Annotated in this window: 18 protein-coding genes and 1 pseudogene; 2 read left to right on the top strand and 17 right to left on the bottom strand. The window is 55.7% G+C overall.

All coding sequences use genetic code 11. The features are described from left to right. The 14 genes from rsgA to ACTVDO_RS07075 all read right to left on the bottom strand — a co-directional run bounded on the left by rsgA (nucleotide 1) and on the right by ACTVDO_RS07075 (nucleotide 15,943). A complete protein-coding gene (rsgA, locus tag ACTVDO_RS07140) occupies nucleotides 1-882 on the bottom strand; it encodes a ribosome small subunit-dependent GTPase A (protein WP_442901270.1) in 882 nt (293 codons plus the stop codon). Nucleotides 883-886: 4 nt separating this feature from the next. Then, nucleotides 887-2,857, bottom strand: coding sequence for a Stk1 family PASTA domain-containing Ser/Thr kinase (gene pknB / locus ACTVDO_RS07135; protein ID WP_442901269.1), 1,971 nt, complete (start codon nucleotides 2,855-2,857; stop codon nucleotides 887-889). Nucleotides 2,858-2,862: 5 nt separating this feature from the next. Next, the gene (locus ACTVDO_RS07130) at nucleotides 2,863-3,612 is read right to left on the bottom strand and encodes a Stp1/IreP family PP2C-type Ser/Thr phosphatase (RefSeq protein WP_041267875.1); all 750 of its coding nucleotides are present in this window, start codon (nucleotides 3,610-3,612) and stop codon (nucleotides 2,863-2,865) included. 5 nt (nucleotides 3,613-3,617) lie between these two features. Beyond that, complete coding sequence (gene rlmN / locus ACTVDO_RS07125) at nucleotides 3,618-4,700, bottom strand: 23S rRNA (adenine(2503)-C(2))-methyltransferase RlmN (protein WP_051391585.1); 1,083 nt, start codon at nucleotides 4,698-4,700, stop codon at nucleotides 3,618-3,620. A 15-nt stretch (nucleotides 4,701-4,715) separates the two neighbouring features. Continuing rightward, nucleotides 4,716-6,053: a 16S rRNA (cytosine(967)-C(5))-methyltransferase RsmB gene (rsmB, locus tag ACTVDO_RS07120; RefSeq protein WP_020959300.1), complete on the bottom strand. Its 1,338-nt coding sequence runs from the start codon at nucleotides 6,051-6,053 to the stop codon at nucleotides 4,716-4,718. Beyond that, complete coding sequence (gene fmt / locus ACTVDO_RS07115; protein ID WP_020959299.1) at nucleotides 6,040-6,999, bottom strand: methionyl-tRNA formyltransferase; 960 nt, start codon at nucleotides 6,997-6,999, stop codon at nucleotides 6,040-6,042. Before fmt ends, rsmB begins: the two co-directional genes overlap by 14 nt. Before the next feature lie 6 nt (nucleotides 7,000-7,005). Then, nucleotides 7,006-7,479 carry a peptide deformylase gene (def, locus tag ACTVDO_RS07110; protein WP_023817556.1) on the bottom strand — a complete coding sequence of 158 codons (474 nt, stop codon included), beginning with the start codon at nucleotides 7,477-7,479 and terminating at the stop codon, nucleotides 7,006-7,008. Nucleotides 7,480-7,495: 16 nt separating this feature from the next. Next, nucleotides 7,496-9,901 carry a primosomal protein N' gene (gene priA, locus ACTVDO_RS07105; protein WP_442901268.1) on the bottom strand — a complete coding sequence of 802 codons (2,406 nt, stop codon included), beginning with the start codon at nucleotides 9,899-9,901 and terminating at the stop codon, nucleotides 7,496-7,498. Then, on the bottom strand, nucleotides 9,898-11,103 hold the full coding sequence (coaBC, locus tag ACTVDO_RS07100; RefSeq protein WP_020959296.1) for a bifunctional phosphopantothenoylcysteine decarboxylase/phosphopantothenate--cysteine ligase CoaBC: 1,206 nt from the start codon (nucleotides 11,101-11,103) through the stop codon (nucleotides 9,898-9,900). The genes priA and coaBC overlap by 4 nt, the downstream gene beginning before the upstream one ends. Nucleotides 11,104-11,152: 49 nt before the next feature. Further along, a complete protein-coding gene (gene rpoZ / locus ACTVDO_RS07095; RefSeq protein WP_041267738.1) occupies nucleotides 11,153-11,353 on the bottom strand; it encodes a DNA-directed RNA polymerase subunit omega in 201 nt (66 codons plus the stop codon). Between the two features lie 2 nt (nucleotides 11,354-11,355). After that, nucleotides 11,356-11,973 carry a guanylate kinase gene (gene gmk, locus ACTVDO_RS07090; protein ID WP_071990875.1) on the bottom strand — a complete coding sequence of 206 codons (618 nt, stop codon included), beginning with the start codon at nucleotides 11,971-11,973 and terminating at the stop codon, nucleotides 11,356-11,358. Nucleotides 11,974-11,984: 11 nt separating this feature from the next. Beyond that, on the bottom strand, nucleotides 11,985-12,248 hold the full coding sequence (gene remA, locus ACTVDO_RS07085) for an extracellular matrix/biofilm regulator RemA (RefSeq protein ID WP_041267737.1): 264 nt from the start codon (nucleotides 12,246-12,248) through the stop codon (nucleotides 11,985-11,987). Between the two features lie 59 nt (nucleotides 12,249-12,307). Further along, nucleotides 12,308-13,183: a YicC/YloC family endoribonuclease gene (locus tag ACTVDO_RS07080; protein WP_020959292.1), complete on the bottom strand. Its 876-nt coding sequence runs from the start codon at nucleotides 13,181-13,183 to the stop codon at nucleotides 12,308-12,310. 87 nt (nucleotides 13,184-13,270) lie between these two features. Next, on the bottom strand, nucleotides 13,271-15,943 hold the full coding sequence (locus ACTVDO_RS07075; RefSeq protein ID WP_442901267.1) for a calcium-translocating P-type ATPase, SERCA-type: 2,673 nt from the start codon (nucleotides 15,941-15,943) through the stop codon (nucleotides 13,271-13,273). Nucleotides 15,944-16,243: 300 nt separating this feature from the next. Between ACTVDO_RS07075 and ACTVDO_RS07070 the strand changes: the two genes are divergently transcribed. Next, nucleotides 16,244-17,983, top strand: a complete 1,740-nt coding sequence (locus ACTVDO_RS07070; RefSeq protein WP_442901266.1) for an Rqc2 family fibronectin-binding protein — start codon at nucleotides 16,244-16,246, stop codon at nucleotides 17,981-17,983. Between the two features lie 248 nt (nucleotides 17,984-18,231). Beyond that, complete coding sequence (locus ACTVDO_RS07065; protein ID WP_020959289.1) at nucleotides 18,232-18,792, top strand: Uma2 family endonuclease; 561 nt, start codon at nucleotides 18,232-18,234, stop codon at nucleotides 18,790-18,792. A gap of 185 nt (nucleotides 18,793-18,977) precedes the next feature. Here ACTVDO_RS07065 and ACTVDO_RS07060 read toward each other — a convergent pair. The 3 genes and pseudogenes from ACTVDO_RS07060 to ACTVDO_RS07050 all read right to left on the bottom strand — a co-directional run. Next, nucleotides 18,978-19,091, bottom strand: a pseudogene (locus ACTVDO_RS07060) (hypothetical protein); the annotation flags it as partial. Beyond that, nucleotides 19,051-19,506 (bottom strand): group II intron maturase-specific domain-containing protein, encoded by a 456-nt coding sequence (locus ACTVDO_RS07055; RefSeq protein ID WP_235183463.1) that lies wholly within the window; start codon nucleotides 19,504-19,506, stop codon nucleotides 19,051-19,053. The gene ACTVDO_RS07055 and the pseudogene ACTVDO_RS07060, both read right to left, overlap by 41 nt. A gap of 552 nt (nucleotides 19,507-20,058) precedes the next feature. Next, a complete protein-coding gene (locus ACTVDO_RS07050) occupies nucleotides 20,059-20,685 on the bottom strand; it encodes a lactonase family protein (protein WP_442901324.1) in 627 nt (208 codons plus the stop codon). Nucleotides 20,686-20,883 lie beyond the last annotated feature (198 nt).

The following is a 20,883-nucleotide window of genomic DNA, read 5'->3' as shown; positions in this document are numbered from 1 at the left end:
TCAATACCTCGGCTTTCGTTCTTTCATTTCAGCGACAAAACTTAAATAATGATCATAGCGGTACGGAGCAATATCCCCGGCCGCCGCCGCTTCGCGCACCGCGCATTTCGGTTCGGCGATGTGAAGGCAGCCGCGGAACTTGCACCCTTCCCCGTATGCACGAAATTCCGGAAAATAGTTTGGCAGTTCGTCAAGTTCAATCTCGTCAAACTCGAGGGCGCTAAACCCCGGAGTGTCAGCGACAAGCCCGCCGGCCACCTCAAGCAGCTCCACGTGGCGGGTCGTATGCTTGCCGCGCCCCAAATGGGAGGAAATATCGCCTGTTTTTAGCTGCAAATCCGGGCAGAGCGCGTTTAACAGCGATGACTTGCCGACGCCCGACTGCCCGGCGAAAACGGAAATGCGGCCGTAAAGAAGCGTCGCCAGCTCATCAAGACCGCCTCTGGTGACGGCCGACGTCTCAATCACCTCATAGCCGATGCGCCGGTAATCGTGCACATAGCGGGCGATCGTTTCTTTCCCCTCGCCATCAAGCAAATCCATTTTGCTAATGACGATAACTGGGGCAATTTCTTTCGATTCAATTAAGACGAGAAAGCGGTCGAGCAGCTTGGCGCTAAAGTCCGGGCTTACGGCCGAAAAGACTAAAATCGCCTGCTCGACGTTGGCGACCGGCGGCCGTATGAGTTCATTTTGCCGCTCGCGAATGTCCAAAATGTAGCCTTCCGTCTCGCTTGTCGCTGTAAAGACAACGCGATCGCCGACAAGCGGCGTTACTTTTTGCTTGCGGAACACACCGCGCCCGCGACATTGAAACACATTGCCCTCGGACAAGACATAATAAAATCCGCTCAGCGCTTTAATGATTTGTCCTTCTGCCATAGCTTCACTCCTTTTTTCCATCATTTCCCGGATATGGAATCGACCCTTCATCCTTGACAACATTGTTGACAATGACGCGATAATACGCCGTCTCTCCATATGGGATTTCAAACTCGACGATCTCCGTTGCCGGACCTGTCAGCCGGTATGTTTTATATGGCGTTGTCATATTATGATTCGCATCTTGAATGTAAAGCTGGGCCTCGACCATTCGTCCGTTTTCCGCCGGCTCGTACGGGATCGTGATTTCTTTAATGACCGTTTTGGACGGCTTCGGCTCCGGACCGCGGGAAATGACGACCGTAATTGTCTCGCCTCTTTCCACCTGCTCGTTCGCGGCCGGGGTTTGCGAGATGACAAGCCCTTCCGGCACTTCATCGGCGTACTCATATTGTATTTCGATGCGCAACCCTTGATCTTCACCGTAATCGCGCACACTTTTTTCTGTATAGCCGCTCAAGTCTTTGAGCGTTACTTTTTCCGGACCGAGGCTGACGGTGAACATCACTTCGGTTTCACCGGGCACGACTTTATCGCCGGCATACGGATATTGATCCAAAATCGTCCCTTCCGGCTTATCGCTATGGCGGCCGTTGCGCGTAATGCGGGTGAACCCTTCTGCGCGCAGCTCCTCCTCGGCAGCAGAAATATCGTCGCCGATAAAGCTCGGAAACTCGATTTTCTTTTCCCCGATGCTCTTATAGATGACGACGCCGGCCCCCGGCTTCACCGTCATGCCGGCTTCCGGGTCGGTGCGCACGACTTTCCCTTCTTCTATTGTATCATCTTCCACATCGATCGTATCTTGAATTTCCAAACCGAGCGCCGACAGCTGTTCAACCGCTTCATCATAATCTTTATTGATGACGTCGGGCATTGTCACGTCTTTCGGAAAGACGAGGCCGGGAACCCAAGTGAGCGCGCTCACGCCAGCTGCGCCTAACAACAACACGGCGGCGGCAAGCCAGGCGATCCAAGCCCGCTTCCGTTTCGGCTTCGGCCTGTCGTCCGCTTTCACCGATTCATTCGCCTTTTCTTCATAAACAAGCGTCTCCTGCTCCAGCGCCGCGCTTTCCGGCCGTTTCATAATCGGAATGGCTTTCGTCGCTTCCTCGTCATCATCGGGAATCATAAATTTCGCCTCATTGCGCCGTCTCGGGTCAAGCGCCGTCCGGATATCCTCGTTCATTTCGCGCGCCGATTGATAGCGGTAAAATGGATCTTTCGCCATCGCTTTTAAAATAATGTTTTCTACACTTTGCGGAATCTCCGGATTCCACGCCTTCGGCGACGGTGTTTCCGCCTGCAAGTGCTTCAGCACGACCGAAACAGCCGATTCGCCGGAAAATGGCAGCCGGCCGGTGACAAGCTCAAACATGACGATGCCGAGCGAGTAAACGTCTGATTTTTCGGTGGCAATACCGCCGCGCGCCTGCTCCGGCGACAAATAATGAACCGAACCGAGCACCGAGTTCGTCTGCGTGATCGTCGTTCCACTCATCGCCACGGCGATGCCGAAGTCGGTCACTTTCACATTGCCGTGCTCGTCGAGCAAAATGTTTTGCGGTTTAATGTCGCGGTGGATGATGCCGTTCTCATGCGCATGAGCGATCGCCGAGGTCAGCTGATCCATGATGCGAAGCGCCTGTTCAACCGAGAGCGGGGCGTGTTGCTGAATGTATTGCTTGAGCGTTGAGCCGCGTACATATTCCATGACAATGTAATAGATTCCTTCTTCTTCGCCAACGTCATAAATGGGAACAATATGTTCATGGTTTAAGCTCGTTGCCGCCTGCGCTTCGCGGCGAAACCGCCTAATAAATTGGTCGTCGTTGGCAAAATCGAGGCGGAGCACTTTCACGGCGACATCGCGCTCCAAAATGATGTCGCGGGCCAAATACACATTGGCCATACCGCCGCCGCCGATAAGGTTGATGATTTTATAGCGGTCGTTCAATCGCTTTCCGATGAGCACGCCGATCACCCACTTTCACGTTCCGCTGAAAAATCGATGACCGCCAGCGAAATGTTATCTTCCCCGCCCCGCCCGTTTGCTAAATCGATGAGCGCTGCGGCCTTCTCTTCAAGTGTGCCGCTGCCTGCCAAAATATGTATGATGTCCGCCTCCGGTACTTTGTTTGATAGCCCGTCAGAACATAAAAGAAGCATATCGCCGTCATCAATGGAGACGGTTTTGACATCAATCTTCACCACCGGCTCGGTGCCGAGCGCCCGCAGGAGCACATTTTTGCGCGGATGGTACTCCGCATCTTCCTTGGAAATTTGCCCACTTTTGACAAGCTCATTGACAAGGGAGTGATCATCCGTCAGCTGTTGAATCCCGTTTTGATTCAATAAATAGCAGCGGCTGTCGCCGATATGGGCAATCGTAGCAAACGGGCCGGCGCAAATCGCGCCGACGACCGTCGTTCCCATCCCTTGGCATTCCGGATGGGAAAGCGCATGGCGAAACAGGCGTTCGTTCGCGGCCTCGATATGCTCTTTCAACCACTGCTCCGCCTCGGCCGGCGAAGAAACGCTTGGCGCTTGCTCCCACTGTTCTTGCAAATGCGCCACTGCCATGGCGCTCGCCACATCGCCGGCCCGGTGTCCCCCCATCCCATCGGCGACAACGGCTAAATATTGGCCGTCCTGGTTGGCAAATACGCCCCCGTTGTCCTCATTATGCTCGCGAATCTGCCCGATATCCGTTCGGAAAACGGCTCGCATCCGGTTCACCTCGTCTCTTCTTTTCGCTCCTTCGCGCGAAGCTGTCCGCAGGCGGCATCGATGTCATGTCCGTGTTCGCGGCGAATGGTGACATTAATCCCATGCTCTTTCAGCGCCCGTTCAAAGGCGAAAATTTGGCTGCGCGGCGTGCGCACATAGTTGCGTTCCGGCACATAGTTGACCGGAATCAAGTTTACATGGCATTTCAACCCTTTGAGCAGTTCAGCTAGTTGCTCGGCATGCTCGAGCTGGTCGTTCACCCCGCCGAACAGTCCGTATTCAAATGTTACACGCCGCCCGGTTTTTTCAATGTAATACCGGATCGCCTCCATCAGCTTTGGCAACGGGTACGCCTTATTAATCGGCATCAGCTTTGTCCGCAGTTCGTTTGTTGGCGCATGCAGCGAAATGGCGAAATTGATCTGCATCTTTTCGTCAGCAAATTGGTAAATTTTTGGGATAATCCCGCTTGTCGACACGGTAATATGGCGGGCGCCGATATTCAGTCCTTTCGGATGGTTGACGATGCGTAAAAACTTGATGAGCGCATCGTAGTTGTCAAACGGCTCACCGATGCCCATCACAACAATGCTGCTGACGCGCTCGTTCGTCTCATCGAGCGCCTTTTGCACGTGTACGACTTGGGCGACAATTTCACCTGCTTCCAAATGACGCTTCAGCCCGCCGAGCGTCGACGCGCAAAACGTGCAGCCGATGCGGCAGCCAACTTGAGTTGTGACGCACACCGAATTGCCGTAGTTATGGCGCATGAGCACGGTCTCGATCGAATAGCCGTCATGAAGCTCAAACAAAAACTTGATCGTCCCATCTTTGGACGTTTGCTTGACGATCGTTTTGAGCGTCGTGATCGAAAACGACGCCGCGAGCTGTTCGCGCAGCCGCTTCGGCAAGTTCGTCATCTCGGCAAAATCGGTGACGCGCTTTTCATACAGCCATTCGTAAATTTGTGTGGCCCGAAACGGTTTCTCACCATGGACAGCGAGCCACTCCTTCCACTCATCAAGCGTGAGCGAATAAACTGACGGCAATGGCAGCGGCGTTTCCCCCGCCAATCGGCGGGCAGCCATATGGGTCGTTTCCACTTACTGCACCTTCTTTCGTAACCGGGCGATAAAAAACCCGTCGGAATCAAAATAATGCGGCAACAGCTGCAGCATGCCTGCTTGCACATGAGGGCGCACCGCATCCGGCATCCGCTCGGCGAGGCGGTCGTCGAGGGAAAAGTCCGGGTGATCGGCCAAAAACCGGGCGATCGCCTCTTCGTTTTCCTCGCGCTCGATGGTACACGTGCTGTATACGAGCGTGCCGCCTTTTTTCAACAGCGGGGCGGCCGCCCGCAAAATGGCTTGCTGCACCTCAATAAGCGCCGCAACATCATCCTTCCCTTTCGTATATTTGATTTCCGGTTTGCGGCGGATGACGCCGAATCCGGTGCACGGCGCATCGACTAAAATACGATCAAACGACTCAGGGGCAAACCGCTCGCCGAGCCGGCGGCTGTCAAGAGCGAGAGCGGTGATGCAGCCAAGTCCGAGCCTTTGCGCCTGCTGCTCAATGAGCTTCACTTTATGCTCGTGAACGTCGACGGCGACAACTTCACCGCGGCCGTCCATCCGCTCAGCGATATGGGTCGTTTTTCCACCCGGTGCCGCGCAGCAGTCGAGCACCCGCTCTCCAGGGGACGGATCAAGCGCCCGAGCGACAAGCATCGAGCTTTCATCTTGAATCGTCAGCCAGCCGGAGCGAAACGTTTCCGTATGCGCCAAGTTTCCTTTTGCCGCGCGGACGGCGTCCGGGGCGACAAGGCCGGGAACAGCCTCCATGCCTTCAGCACGCAGCCGGTCAAGCGCCTCCTCCACCGTCGCCCGCAGCCGATTGACGCGGGCGGTCGATGGCGGTGGACGCAAGTTTGTCTCGCACATGCGCGCCGTCTCCTCCAGACCATATTGCTTGATCCAGCGCCGGACAAGCCATTCCGGGTGGCTCGTGGCGACGGCAAGCCGCTTTTCGGAATCGATAATCGCATCAAGCGAAGGCAGCCCCTCGCGGCCGATCGTGCGCAAGACGCCGTTGACGAGCGAAGCGATGCCGCGATGGCCGCGGCGCTTGGCGATTTCCACCGCTTCAAAGATGGCGGCGCGATCCGGGACGCGGTCCAAATACACCATTTGGTACAACGTCAACCGGAGAAGCACGCGCACCCATAGCTCCAACCGGCGCGCCTTGCGCAAAAATGGCGCTAAATAATAGTCGAGCGTATCACGCCGCTGCACGGTGCCGTATACGATCTCCGTCAGCAGCGCCGCATCGCGCCCGTCAAGGCGCCCTTTCCGGATGGCGTCATTCAACTGCAGATGGCTGTAGGCTCCTTTTTGTTCAATAGCCAATAACGTATCCAGCGCAAGTTCACGTACGTTCATTGTCCTCTCCTAGCTTCATGCCGGCCGCCAGCCGGCTGCCGGCGCCGCGCAAAAACTCGCTGGCGGTCATCCGCTTTTTGCCGGCCGGCTGCAGTTCGGTAATTTTAATGGCGGTCTCATTGCCGGTGGCGACGACGATGCCGTCTTCTTCAAGCGATAAAATCGTGCCCGGCGGCGCCGAACTGATCGCCGGCACTTTTTCGCCCCACCAGATTTTCCAAACGTTCCCGTCATGCGTCGTATACGTGACCGGCCACGGGCGGAAGGCGCGAATATGGTTGTAAATCGTCTCGCCGGGCTGTGTCCAGTCAATCTGCTCTTGTTCGCGCCGGATATTCGGGGCATATGTCGCTTTCTCTTCCTCTTGTGGAACAGGCGCGATTTTACCTGCCAATAAAAGCGGGAGCGTTTCTGATAATAGTTTAGCCCCGGCGGCGCTTAATTTATCATGCAGTGTGCCTACGGTATCCGTTTCATGAATTGGCACCTCGACTTGCGCCAACATGTCGCCCGCGTCAAGCTTTTCCGCCATATACATAATCGTGACGCCTGTTTTCTCTTTCCCTTGCCAAATGGCGTAATGGATCGGCGCTCCGCCCCGCAGCTCGGGAAGAAGCGAGGCATGGACATTGATGCAACCGTATTTCGGCGCCGCAAGCAGCGCTTTCGGCAAAATTTGCCCGAACGCCGCCGTCACGATCAAATCAGGTGCAAACGCCAGCACTTGTTCATACTGTTCTGGCTCGCGAATTTTCGTCGGCTGCAGCACCGGGATGCCGTACTTTTGCGCCTCAACCTTAACCGGGGGTGGAACGGGTACGCGCTTTCGCCCCTTCGGCTTGTCCGGCTGGGTGACAACGGCCGTAACGTGATAACCGTCATCAAGCAGCTGCCGTAAAACCGGCACCGCAAAGTCCGGCGTTCCCATAAACACAATGTTCGTCATCGGCATCTATCCTTCCAATTCTTTAAGATCGCAGTAGCGGATCACTTTCGTTGTAAACAGCACACCGTGCAAATGGTCGATTTCATGCTGCAAGGCGCGCGCCAAAAAGCCGGTTGCGGCGAGCGTAAACGGACGGCCGCGCCGGTTTTGCGCCCGCACGTTCACAAATTTCGCGCGCGGCACTTCGCCAAACAGGCCGGGAAAGCTCAAACAGCCTTCGACATCAATTTGTTCGCCGCGTGTCTCCATAATAACCGGATTGATGAGTTCGATCCGGCCGTGCTCATCACCGACATCAACAACGGCAATCTGTTTGGCGATACCGACTTGCGGTGCGGCCAGGCCGACCCCGTCGGCAGCCAGCATCGTTTCATACATATCGTCAAGCAGCCGGGCGAGTTCTCGGTCAAACGCCGTCACCGGCGCACACGGCTGTTCCAAAACCGGGGCAGGATAGGTGATAATCGGCAATACAGACAACGTCATTCCTCCGTTTTCACATCATCATATAAGGATTCGTATCGACGGTAATCGCGACCCCGCCGTGGGCGGCATCCGCCTGGTAGCGGTCGATGACCGCCTTGAGCGCCGCCGTTACGTTCGGTTCCCGCTTGTATTTTATCATGCATTGATAACGATATCTATCATGAAGGCGAGCGATCGTCGAGGCGACCGGACCGAGGACAACCGCGTCTTCCGACAGTTGTTTGCGCAAGTAGGCGGCGATTTTTTCCGCCGCTTTGGCGGCAGCCGGCGCTTCTTCATGGGCGGCGGTAATGAGCGTTAAGTAATAGTACGGCGGATAGCCGTGCGCTTTGCGCATCATCATTTCCCGCCGGTAAAAGGCGCGGTAATCGTGGCGGGCGGCAAGTTCGATGCTGTAGTGGTCGGGCGCGTACGTCTGGATGACGACTTCGCCCGGCAGCTCGTGCCGTCCGGCGCGCCCACTCACCTGCGTCAGCAGTTGGAACGTTTTTTCGGCAGCGCGGAAATCGGGCAAATGAAGCATCGTATCAGCCGCAAGCACACCGACGAGCGTCACATCGGGAAAATCAAGCCCTTTGGCAATCATTTGCGTGCCGAGCAAAATGTCGGCTTCCTTGGCGGCAAAGCGGGACAAAAGCTCTTCGTGCGCCCCTTTGCGCCCGGTCGTATCGACATCCATGCGGATGACGCGCGCTGTCGGCAGCAGTTTCGTCAACTCCTCTTCCACTTTTTGCGTACCGGTGCCAAAAAAGCGGATATGCTCGCTCCCACACGCCGGGCAGCGGGGAACGAGCGGCTCTTCATGCCCGCAATAATGACATTTCATTCGCTCGCCGGCGCGATGGTACGTAAGCGAAATGTCGCAATGCGGGCAACGGATGACGTAGCCGCAACCGCGACACATGACAAACGTCGAATAGCCGCGCCGGTTTAAAAACAAGACCGCTTGCTCGCCGCGTTCAAGCCGGAGGCGCAGCTCATCGAGCAGCCGGCGTGAAAACATCGAACGATTGCCGCTGCGCAGCTCCTCACGCATATCAACAACGTGGACGTCCGGCATGCCGCCGTCAGCAATCCGCTCCGGCAGTTCAAGCAGCTCATACACCCCTTTCGCCGCGCGGGCGAACGTCTCTAAGGATGGAGTGGCGCTGCCGAGCACGACCGGGCAGCCGTGGCGGCGGGCGCGGTAAATGGCGACATCGCGCGCATGATAGCGCGGCATTTCTTCCTGCTTGTAGCTCGTCTCATGCTCTTCATCGATGATAATCATCCCTAAGTTTTCAAACGGGGCAAACACAGCCGAGCGCGCCCCGACGACGAGCTGCACTTCTTTCCGGTGGATTTTCCGCCATTCATCATATTTTTCGCCGATCGACAGCCCGCTATGAAGCACCGCCACCTTCGGGCCGAACCGCCCCTTAAACCGCTCAACCATTTGCGGCGTCAGTGAAATTTCCGGCACAAGCACAATCGCCTCTTTTCCTTGGCGCAATACTTCGTCAATCGCCCGCATGTACACTTCCGTTTTTCCGCTCCCGGTGACGCCGTAAAGCAAAAACGTGCGATGCTCTCCGGCACGCACTGAAGCGGTGATTGCTGCAAGCGCTCCGGCCTGAGCTTCGGTGAGCGCCGGCGGCTCGCTCGGCTGAAACGTGCGGTGCCTGTACGGATCACGGTACACTTCAACATCGCTGATCACAATGAATCCTTTATCGACGAGCGCTTTAAGCGGTGCGGAGGAAACGCCAAGCGCCGCCTGCAGCTCGGCCACCGGCACTGCTTCCTCTTTTTCAAGCAAAAACGAAAGCACGTCTTTTTGCCTTGAAGGCAGCGCCGCCAGTGCGTCCTTCGCTTGTTCCGTTGAAACAGCGAGGGCGGCATGCTTCACCGTTTTCTTGCCCGCTTTTTCTTTTACTTCGTAAACCGCTTCAAGCACCCCTTGCTGCACCGCTTTTTGCGCCGGCCGCCATAGGCCGGCGGCTTCAATGTCTTTCCAAGCAGCTTCCATTCGGTCGGCAAACAGCAGCTTTAGTTCATCCGGCAACGCGTCCCGCTTCCGCTCATCCGTCAGCCGGAGCGTTTTTTCATATTTTGCCCGCATCGCCGCCGGCAGCATCGCCTGGTACGCGGAAATGGCGAAACAGAGCGTCGTTTCCGTTAAATAGCGGCCCAAATCGAGAAGTTCTTCATTAAGCACCGGCACGACGTCAAGCACATGTTCGATCGGCTTTAGCTGTTTGATCTCGGAATGGTCTTTTACGTCAATGACAAATCCTTGCAGGCGCCGCGCCCCGAACGGCACTGTCACCCGCATGCCAGGCTGGATGACGCCGCGCCAGCGCTCGGGAATCAAATAGTCGAACGGGCGGTCCGTTTGCCGCGTCGGGACATCGACAATGACCGATGCGACTTTCATCGAATCCCCTCGATATAGGCGTGAATTTCTTTTAAAATCTCCTCGGCCGCTTCCCGTTTCGTCATGAGCGGCAACGGACGGACGGCGCCGTCGCGGCGGAAGATCGTGACGACGTTCGTATCGCCGGCAAACCCCGCCCCTTCTTCCACGACATTGTTGGCAACGACCATATCGAGCCGCTTTTCTTCGAGCTTTTTTAACGCATATTGTTCGAGGTTGTCCGTTTCGGCCGCAAATCCGACTAGAATTTGCCTTGTTTTCCGCTCGCCAAGCGTTTTTAAAATGTCAACTGTCCGCTCCATCTCCACGACATAGCCGCCTGGCTGCTTTTTGATTTTTGCCGCCGCGACATGCTTGGGCCGGTAATCAGCCACGGCGGCCGCTTTAATGACAATGTCTGTTTCGGAAAAGCGGGCCATCACCGCTTCATACATCTCAGCGGCCGATTCGACCGACACGGTCTCAACATAATCGGGCGCCGGAAGCGACGTCGGCCCCGAAACGAGCGTCACCGCCGCCCCAAAGCGGGCGGCCGCTTCGGCGATGGCATAGCCCATTTTTCCGCTCGAATAGTTGGAAAAATAACGAACCGGGTCGAGCCTTTCCCGCGTCGGCCCGGCGGTGACAAGAATGCGCTTTCCGCCAAACAGCGGCGGGTCGCCGGCGAAAAAGCGCTCGATATGGGCGATGATTTTTTCCGGCTCTTCAAGCCGTCCTTTGCCGATGTAACCGCACGCCAAATAGCCTTCCGACGGCTCAATGAATCTGTACCCGAACCGATGCAACAGCTCGATGTTCGCTTGGACGGCCGGGTGCTCGTACATGTGGACGTTCATCGCCGGGGCGATCCAAACGGGCGCTTTCGTCGCCAAAATCGTTGTCGTCGCCATATTGTCGGCGATGCCCGCCGCCAGCTTGGCAATCGTATTGGCCGTCGCCGGCGCAACGAGGACGAGATCCGCCCAGTCCGCCAAATCAATATGGGCGATGACAGCCGGATCGTTTTCCGCAAACGTGTCGACATATACTTCTTGGCGCGACAATGCTTGGAACGTAAGCGGCGCAATAAACTGACACGCTCCTTCGGTCATGATCACTTTCACTTCCGCGCCGCGCTGGGTAAGCTGGCTTGTCAGCGCCGCCGCCTTGTACGCGGCGACTCCCCCGGTTACACAAAGCAAAATATGTTTCCCCTTGATCATTTTGGCCACCCCCGATATTGAAAAAAATAACAACCTAACAGCTAGGTTGTTATTTTTCCTCTTCCGCTAATTCGACCTTGTCGCCGGCAATTTCCTCGAGCGCCTGGCCGACAAACTTTTTCGACACCGGCTGTTTCACCATCAGCTCCGAGCCGTCTTGAAGCTGGCGCGCCCGTTTCGCTGCGACTGTGACAAGCTTATATTTCGAGTCCACTTTTTGCATCAGCAAATCGATGGAAGGATACAACATCGTCATTCCACCCCCAACATCCGTTTATACCGCTCGGCGACGCGCTCACGCCGGCAATGTTCGGCGATGACGATCGCCTTGATCCGCTCACAGGCGAGCTCGACTTCGTCGTTTTCGACGACATAGTCGTACGCATCCATCATTTCGAGCTCCTCTTTCGCCGCCTGCAGCCGGTTTTCCACCAGCTCTTTCGACTCGGTGCCGCGCCCGATGATCCGCTTCTCGAGCTCCGACAGGCTCGGCGGGGCAAGAAAAATAAAGAGTGCCTCCGGAAACGCGCGGCGCACTTTCATGGCGCCTTGCACTTCAATTTCCAAGAACACGTCTTTCCCTTCGGCGAGCGTTTTTTCCACATAGTCGACCGGCGTCCCGTAATAGTTGCCAACGTATTCCGCCCACTCAAGCAACTTGTTTTCACGGATCATTTGTTCAAACTGCTCGCGCGACCGGAAAAAGTAATCGACGCCCTCCACTTCGCCTTCCCGCGGTTTGCGCGTCGTGACCGACACTGAGTAATGAAGTTTGATGTCAGGACGCGAAAACAGCGCCTTGCGCACCGTCCCTTTGCCGACGCCGGACGGCCCTGACATGACGATTAACAACCCTCGTTCGTTCCTCAACGTTGAAAACCCTACCCTTCCTCGGAAAAATCATCGCTTCCGTACAAGCGGTTCGCCACCGTTTCCGGCTGCACGGACGATAAAATGACGTGGTCGCTGTCGGTAATGATGACCGCGCGCGTCCTTCGGCCGTGCGTTGCGTCGACGAGCTTGCCGTTTTCGCGCGCATCTTGGATCATCCGTTTGATCGGCGCCGAATCAGGACTGACAATCGTGATAATGCGGGCGGCCGACACCATGTTTCCATACCCGATATTAATAAATTTCATCATCAAGACACGCCCACCTGCCATACTCATTATTGTTGCCGCCGGCAAGCCGTTTTAAACGACGGTTACTCCACGTTTTGCACTTGCTCGCGCATTTTCTCGAGCGCGCTTTTCATCTCGACGACTTGCGCGGCAATGACGCTGTCGTTCGCCTTGGCGCCGATCGTGTTCACTTCGCGGTTTAACTCCTGCACGAAAAAGTCAAGCTTCCGCCCGATCGGTTCATCCGCCCTAAGCACGTCTGCCATTTGTGACAAATGGCTGCGGATGCGTTTCAATTCCTCGTGAATGTCGGCCTTTTCGGCAAACACCGCCACTTCTGTGAGCAGGCGCGCTTCATCAACCGGAGAAGGCGCCCATTCGCGCAGGCGGCGCGCAAGCCGCTCGCGGTATTGCTCGACGACGAGCGGCGCCCGCTGTTCAATGGCTTCCACCCCGGCTTCGACTTCATGAAGGCGGGCGCGCAAATCCGCAGCAAGCGCCTCCCCTTCGCGCCGGCGCATTGCGGCGAGCGCTTTTGCCGCTTCTTCCACCGCCGCCAACAGGAGCGGCTCCACCTCCTCGTTCGCCCCTTCCTCCTCGACCACTTCGACCACCCCATCGAGCCGAAGCAAGTCAGCCGCCGTCGCGCCGCCGTCGAGGGAAAATCGCCTCGCCGCTTCCTGCAAACCGTTCCAATATTGGCCGAGCAAATCCCAATCGATATGTACGTTCCGTTTCACAAGCCCCTCGCCGGCAATCGTGACGAACACTTCCACTTTTCCGCGCCGCACATACGGCAAAATTGCTTTTTTTATTTTATCCTCAAACACGAGCCATTGTCTAGGGAGGCGGATGGAAATTTCACAAAACCGGTGGTTGACCGATTTCATTTCCACCGCCACCGTCAAGCGATCCGTTTTTTTCGTGCTCGCGCCAAAACCAGTCATGCTGTAAACCATGCCATCACACCCGTTGCGTCGTTGATGAAAAAGAAAAGGTCATAGAGCGTGCCTCTATCACCTTTTTCATTATACCATACACGCTATTTATTTTCTCGCGAAAAACGAGCCGGCAAACAAAAATGTCGGCAAGGCGGACAAGCCCACGATGAGAAGCCAGTCAATGACCGCGAGCGGTTTCGTATGGAATACAGCGCCAAGCGGCGGATAATAGATGACCACAAGCAGCAATAGAAGCGACACGAGCACCGCCGCAACGAGATACATATTCCCGAACGGACTGCGGTCAAAAACCGAACGGTCGCAGCGGCAGTCAAACACGTGGATCAATTGCGCCAGCACGAGCGTCGCAAACGCCGCCGTCTGAGCGTAAACGAGATCCGCGCCGCTCCGTTCATACGCGGTCAGAAACGCAGCCAGCGTGACGATGCCGATCAAAAAGCCGCGGCTGATGATTTTCCAGCCGAGCCCGCGGGCGAACACCCCTTCATCCGGGCGGCGCGGCGGCCGCTTCATTACATTTTCTTCCGGGCGGTCAAGCCCAAGCGCCATGGCCGGCAATCCATCGGTCACGAGATTCACCCATAAAATTTGAATCGGCACGAGCGGTAGCGGCAACGCCAGCAGCATGGCAAAGAGCATGACAAGAATTTCTCCGACATTCGACGCCAGCAAATAGCGGATAAACTTGCGAATGTTTTCGTAAATGTTTCGTCCTTCTTCGATCGCCGCCTCAATCGTCGCAAAATTGTCATCAAGCAGCACGAGCGACGCCGCCTCTTTCGCCACCTCCGTCCCCGACCGGCCCATCGCGACGCCGATATCGGCCGCTTTCAACGCCGGCGCATCGTTCACCCCGTCGCCGGTCATGGCGACAATATGGCCACGCCGCTTGAAGGCGTTGACAATTTTCAACTTATGCTCCGGGGAGACGCGGGCAAACACGTAAATATCATCGACCTCGCGTTCGAGCTCATCGACCGACAGCTTCGAGAGCGCCGCTCCGTCCATCACCTTGCCGCCGGGCGGCAGCACGCCAAGCTGTTTGGCGATGGCCGTTGCGGTCAACACATGGTCCCCGGTGATCATCACCGTTTTCATCCCCGCCTCCTTGCAGCGCGCCACCGCCTGTTTCACCTCAGGACGCGGCGGGTCGATCATGCCGGCGACGCCGAGAAACTGAAGCTTCGTCTCCGCCTCCTTTTCCGACTGAATCCGCTCCGTTGCCGCGAGCGGCCGATATGCGACGGCAATCGTGCGCAAGGCCGAGGCCGCCATCCCGTGCACCGCCTTCTCGACCGCCTCTTTCCACGCCGGGGTCAGCGCCTGCTCGCGGCCGTTCCATTCAAGACGGTCCGCCCGCTCAAGCAGCACATCGGGCGCCCCTTTCGTCACGACAAACCGCCGTCCGTTCCGGTCGCGGACGATGACTGTCATCATTTTTCGCTCCGAATCAAACGGAAATTCCCGTTCCACGATATAATCGCGAAGCAGCTCCGTTTTCGTCACCCCGGCCTTTTCAGCGGCGACAAGCAGCGCCCCTTCGGTCGGGTCGCCGTCGACATAGCGGCGGCCGCCTTCTTCCTTTACTTCCGAATCGTTGCAAAGCGCCGCCATCACCAACAATCGGCGAAGCGCCGGGATGCGGTTCGGATCCACAGCCTGGCCGCGCTCGGAAAACTTCCCGTCCGTTTCCACCCCGACGCCGCTGACCGCAAACGTCCGCCCGCCCGTCCACACTTGTGTGACGGTCATCATGTTTTCCGTCATCGTTCCTGTTTTGTCGGAGCAAATGACCGAGGCGCAGCCTAGCGTTTCCACCGCCGGGAGCTTGCGGACGATGGCGTTGCGTTTGATCATCCGCTGCACGCCGAGCGCCAACACGACCGTCACGATGGCCGGCAATCCTTCCGGAATCGCCGCCACCGCGAGCGATACGCCGGCCAAAAACATGTCGTACATATCATGCCCTTGAACAACGCCGACCGCCACCACCGCTGCCGTCAAGGCTAGCGCGACCACAAGCAAAATTTTCCCAAGCTGCTCAAGCCGGCGCTGGAGCGGCGTCATGCCGGCATCGGCCTCTTCGAGCATCGCCGCGATTTGCCCCATCGCCGTTTTCATTCCCGTTGCGATGACGATGCCAATGCCGCTTCCTCTCGTCACCAGCGTCCCCATAAACGCCATATTGTGCAAATCGCCGAGCGACGCCTGCTCCGTATGAAGCGGGGCAGCCGATTTGGCTGCGGGCACCGATTCGCCGGTCAACGCCGACTCCTCGATTTCCAGTCCGCTCGCCTCGATCAGGCGGACATCGGCCCCGACCCGGTCGCCGCTTGCCAGCCGCACCACATCGCCGACGACAAGATCGCGCGCCGGGATTTTCACCCACTCCCCGCCGCGCAGCACAACCGCCTGCGGGGCGGACAACCGTTTTAAGGCGGCCAGCGACTTCTCGGCCCGCCGTTCCTGAATAAACCCGAGAATGGCGTTCATAATGACGATCACAACAATCGCCACGGCATCGACATACTCTCCTAAAAACGCGGAAACGACCGTCGCCAACAGCAACACGAGCACCATAAAATCTTGAAACTGACGGAAAAAGACGACGATCGCCGGCGTCGCTTTTCCTTCCGCCAGTTCATTGTGCCCGAACTGCCGCAGCCGTTTTTCCGCCTCCGCCGCGGTAAGCCCGGTCCTGACATTCGTCTTTGCCTCTTGCGCAACATCGTTGGCCGCAAGCGTATGCCACTGCATTTGTCTCCCTCCGTCCTTCCATCTTTTCAGCGCACTGTTCCCGCTTTTTTATGCTTATTCATCCCTGTCCGAAAAAATGATCAACTCTCCGCCATAATGTCTGACGGCCTAAACAGCCCGACGTCATCGGCTGGCCGCGGCCCTGTCCTTATAAGAGAAAGGCAGTGCGCCAATTCATGATGCAACCTTTTCGTCCTGCATCACCGCCCGCGCTCAGGCAATGTTCAAAGAAATGTTCAAAACAGCGCGTCATGTGGTAAGATCGGAATAGCAGACAACCAACATAGAAAGGTGTTTCCTATGTCCTTTGACGGAGTGTTGACATACGCCATTGCCGGTGAACTGAACGAGGCGCTTGCAGGCGGGCGGATCACGAAAATCCATCAGCCGTCCGCCTATGAGATCGTCATGCTTGTGCGCGCCCGCGGCCAGAATCATAAAGTGCTGCTGTCGGCGCACCCGACGTACGCGCGCGTCCACTTGACGAGTGAAACGTACGACAATCCACCCGAGCCGCCGATGTTTTGCATGCGGCTGCGCAAACAGTTGGAAGGAAGCATCATCGAGTCGGTCCGCCAAGTCGACTTTGACCGGATCATCATCATCGACGCAAAAGGGCGCGACGAGCTCGGCGACGTGCAAACGAAGCGGCTCATGATCGAAATCATGGGCCGCCATAGCAACATCATCCTAGTCGACGCGTCAACCAACACGATCATCGACAGCTTGAAGCATTTGCCGCCATCGGTCAACCGCTACCGGACGGTGCTCCCCGGGCATCCGTACGTCGCCCCGCCGGCGCACGGCAAACTCAATCCGCTCGAGGCGACCGAAGAAACGGTGCTGAAAAAACTCGACTTTCACGCCGGCAAGCTCGCCCAGCAGCTTGTCTCCGCCTTCAGCGGCATTTCGCCGCTGTTCGCCAACGAAGCCGTGTTCCGCGCCGGGCTCGCCAACCGGGCGACGCTGCCGAACAGCTTTCTCGCGCTCATCGATGACGTTCGGCACCGCCGCTTTGCCCCGATGATGTACACGAACGGGGAAAAAGAATGGTTTTACGTGTTGCCGCTTAAGCACTTACAAATCGAAGGCCAGCCGTTGGCGAGCGCGAGCGGGCTATTGGACCGCTTTTATTTCGGCAAGGCCGAGCGCGACCGCGTCAAGCAGCAAGCCCATGACATCGAGCGGCTCATGGCGAACGAAAAGGCAAAAAACGAGAAAAAGCTCCTCAAGCTCGAACAGACGCTGGAGGAAGCGAAACAAGCCGACATTTACCGGCTGTACGGCGAGCTGCTCACCGCCCACCTGTACGCCGCAAAGCGCGGCATGACGGAAATCGAGGTCGCAAACTACTACGACGAAAACGGCGGCACGATCACCATTCCGCTCGACCCGCAAAAATCGCCGTCTGACAACGCGCAACAATACTTTCAAAAATACCAAAAAGCGAAAAACTCGCTTGCTGTCGTTCAAGAACAAATCGAGCGGACGAAAGAAGACATCGCCTATTGCGACACGATTTTAAGCCAGCTCGAAACCGCCGCGCCAAAAGACGTCGAGGAAATTCGCGATGAGCTCATCGAACAAGGCTATTTGCGCCCGCGCGCGACAAAAGGGACGAAAAAGCGAAAACCAACCGCGCCCGAGCTGGATCGCTACATCGCAAGCGACGGCACGGAAATATTGGTCGGCAAAAACAACAAACAAAACGATTATTTGACAACGAAGCTCGCCCACAAAGACGACATTTGGCTCCATGTCAAAAACATCCCTGGCTCGCACGTCGTCATCCGGAGCAGGCAGCCGTCCGACGAGACGCTCCTCGAGGCGGCGAACTTGGCCGCCTACTTCAGCAAAGCCCGCCAGTCCGGATCCGTGCCTGTCGACTACACGCGCATCCGCCATGTCAAAAAACCGAGCGGCGCCAAGCCGGGGTTTGTCATTTACGAACACGAGCAAACGCTCTACGTCACGCCGGATGAAGAGCTCATCCGCGCCATGAAACAGCGGCAAAAAGAACAAGCGGCGAAACGGCCGTAAACGGGCCTCGATGCCCTTCAACATGGCATCGGCGATTCGCGGGAACTTCCATCGCCATCGACACGGCCTAGCGCCGCAGAAAAGACAACGGGCTGTCTGCAAGACCAGTTTCATTGGCCTTACGGACAGCCCGCTTTGCAAACTTATCGAGTCAACCACAAGCCGCCATCGCGACTGCAAGTTGTTATCTTCAATAATCGTTGCCGTTTTGGATATGGTATAATAATGAAAAAAGCGAGGGAGATCCGATGAATCCAGAACCGTCCAAACTGTATACGTATGCCGATTATATTCAATGGGATGGGCGTTGGGAGCTTATTGATGGAAAAGCTTACAACATGAGCCCTTCCCCAACGTGGGAGCATCAGTTTACCGTTATGGAACTATCGTTCGCATTTCGTTCGTACTTTCAAAATAAAGATTGCTACGTTGCCATTGCTCCGTTTGATGTTCGTCTCTCCGAAAACGATGACTACACATATGCAAAACATGTCGTTCAACCCGATATTTCTGTCATTTGCAATCGAAACAACTTAACACCAAACGGCTGTTTAGGAGCCCCAACACTCGTTGTCGAGGTTCTTTCTCCATCTACAGCGTTAAAAGATCGAAATGAAAAATTTAAACTATACGAACAATTTGGCGTAAAAGAATATTGGATTGTTGACCCTTTGTATAAAACGATTGAAGTATTTGGATTAGAAGATGGATTTTTTAAAAAAAGAGAAGCGTTTGGGGAACATGAAACCATCATCTCTTTTCTATTTACCGATTTTTCTCTCGAGGCGAGGCGATTATTTTTTCAATAAAAATAAAAAATGCAGCAAAACAAGCTATATACATCCAAATTAGCATGTTAACCTCTGGTTCACGCAGTACATCTGATGCGGCGTAATACTTGGTCTGAATGTTGTAAGCCTTCATCCATTCAATGAAGACGTTCACAATAAAAACACCCTATCTAATGCTCATGCATCCGGATAGGGACTTCGTTTTATCCACGCAATGTCGCGCCAAATTGCTGTTCAACCGCTTTCATCACTTGTTCGTGAACGTTTGTTACTTCCTCATCCGTTAATGTCCGTTCTGGATCGCAACAGCGAAGCGACGAGCGAGGCATCTCCCCCGCTTGATCCATGTCCAATCGAGTAGGAGGGGGCGGCTAACCCCCGTCCCCTCACACCACCTAGCATGCGGGTCCGCACTAGGCGATTCGTCAACCTTGACGGAGCTCCGAAATATCGTTGCGTCAAACTCTTGAGTCCTTGAGCGGTCCAGTATGTCTTGCCCAGGGCTTGGTGGAGTTGCGGCGCTTTCGTTGTTCGCCAAGCTCCTTTTCGGGTATTGGCGATCTCCATCACTGCTGTTTCCTTCAATCCCAGCGCCCTTAACTCACGGATTCTGGTTCTGACCCGTTTCCATTGAAGCCATTGACAGAGTCGAAGCCTTCTCCGAATCCATCCTTCGATGTTCTGAAGGACAGACGGGGTTTCGATGAGCCGAAAGTACCCGATCCATCCCATGACGTATTGGTTGACACGATGAATTCGTTCCGGCATCGATATGCTCCAGTTTGGGTTGGCACGCAACATCTCGAAAGAGTCTGATTCACCCCTGAGTTGACGTTCGGTCCTTCCTGTTTCAGGCGTCCCTTACTCCAGTACTATGACCTCTGCTGACTCCTGTACGTTCAGCACTTCTGGTTGCCATCGTCAGAAGGCATGTCGTACAGGCCTCCCCGGATAAGGATGGACACTTTCCACTCATGCACCTGCCCAATCTACCTTCACAGCCCTTGGCGGCTTAGGACTTCGTCTTGTTCAGCAGACTCGTCCGACTGTGGCGGCCTCTCATTGGGTTCGTGTACCTCAGGTCAAGTGTTTGCCTCCAGCTTCCTTCAGATTCCACCTCGCGGTGGACACCCTTGTCTTCAGCTAACGGTAGGCGCTCGCCAGCCCCCGTTCGGGACTCCCACCCTATAGCGTCGCATCCATGCCGGGCGTACTGACAAAAGCGCGAACCGTTTTGTGGTTCGCGCTTCTTTCCCGCTTTATACGCGTAAGAGCATTTGCTCCTCACCTTAAGGAAGAGAAAACAATACATACCGGGCTTTCTGTCTCCAAAATCCAGCCGGTAGGCTGTAGTTCGCCGGTTTTGCCATCCACTTTAAAGGCCACGATCGTATCGCTGTCCTCATTCGCAACGTACAGGAACGTTCCGAATGGATCAAACGTGAAAAATCGGGGAGTCGCACCTTTGGTAGACTCCCAGCCAATAGGGGAAAGTTCACCGGTTTGTTGATCCACCGCAAAAATGGCGATGCTATTATGCCCCCTGTTTGACGCGTATACGAAACGCCCGCACGGTGAGACAGCGATTTCTGCCGCTGTATTTCCATTAACATGGCTAGGAACGGTCGGTATCGTTTGTTTCATCGTTAGCCGTCCATTTTCTTTTTCAAACGCATATACCGTGACAGTAGAATCAAGCTCATTCACAACATACGCATACGGCAAGACTGGATGGAAAGAGATGTGCCGCGGTCCGGCCCCTTCCTGCGTTGTTCCAAAAGGCAAATGTCTTGAAGTCAGTCCGCCTGTTTCGGCATTCAGTGTAAACAAAATGATCCGGTTAAGCCCTAAATCGGGAACAACGAGGAAACGTCCCGTAGGATCAAATACCGTATGGTGGGGATGAGAAATCCCCTATTTTTCATATAGATGCGTTGCAGTGACATACTCCCACCACCTACGCTTCGCTTAGAGGTGGGGGTTTCTCGGGTAATCCCATCTCATGATGGGAAGTTGACCGAGCGATCCCCGTGTGCCCCACGGTTCGAGGACAAGTTAGACTATCGCTAATCGTTTCATGCCCTCATGTTTGATATTGATGGCCGCATT

The organism is Geobacillus sp. BK01, assembly GCF_052220245.1.
In the GTDB taxonomy this organism is placed as follows: domain Bacteria; phylum Bacillota; class Bacilli; order Bacillales; family Anoxybacillaceae; genus Geobacillus.
Note: the sequence above shows the minus strand (reverse complement) of the source record. Positions and strands in the feature narration are given on the sequence as shown.

Bases quoted from the DNA above. Each gene is read 5' to 3' on its own strand.
- rpoZ (WP_041267738.1), bottom strand. From the start codon at position 11,353: ATGTTGTATCCTTCCATCGATTTGCTGATGCAAAAAGTGGACTCGAAA.
- rsmB (WP_020959300.1), bottom strand. From the start codon at position 6,053: ATGAACGTACGTGAACTTGCGCTGGATACGTTATTGGCTATTGAACAA.
- ACTVDO_RS07070 (WP_442901266.1), top strand. From the start codon at position 16,244: ATGTCCTTTGACGGAGTGTTGACATACGCCATTGCCGGTGAACTGAAC.
- rsgA (WP_442901270.1), bottom strand. From the start codon at position 882: ATGGCAGAAGGACAAATCATTAAAGCGCTGAGCGGATTTTATTATGTC.
- ACTVDO_RS07080 (WP_020959292.1), bottom strand. From the start codon at position 13,183: ATGGTTTACAGCATGACTGGTTTTGGCGCGAGCACGAAAAAAACGGAT.
- fmt (WP_020959299.1), bottom strand. From the start codon at position 6,999: ATGACGAACATTGTGTTTATGGGAACGCCGGACTTTGCGGTGCCGGTT.
- ACTVDO_RS07075 (WP_442901267.1), bottom strand. From the start codon at position 15,943: ATGCAGTGGCATACGCTTGCGGCCAACGATGTTGCGCAAGAGGCAAAG.
- ACTVDO_RS07065 (WP_020959289.1), top strand. From the start codon at position 18,232: ATGAATCCAGAACCGTCCAAACTGTATACGTATGCCGATTATATTCAA.
- rlmN (WP_051391585.1), bottom strand. From the start codon at position 4,700: ATGGCTGCCCGCCGATTGGCGGGGGAAACGCCGCTGCCATTGCCGTCA.
- priA (WP_442901268.1), bottom strand. From the start codon at position 9,901: ATGAAAGTCGCATCGGTCATTGTCGATGTCCCGACGCGGCAAACGGAC.
- coaBC (WP_020959296.1), bottom strand. From the start codon at position 11,103: ATGATCAAGGGGAAACATATTTTGCTTTGTGTAACCGGGGGAGTCGCC.
- ACTVDO_RS07055 (WP_235183463.1), bottom strand. From the start codon at position 19,506: ATGGGATGGATCGGGTACTTTCGGCTCATCGAAACCCCGTCTGTCCTT.
- ACTVDO_RS07130 (WP_041267875.1), bottom strand. From the start codon at position 3,612: ATGCGAGCCGTTTTCCGAACGGATATCGGGCAGATTCGCGAGCATAAT.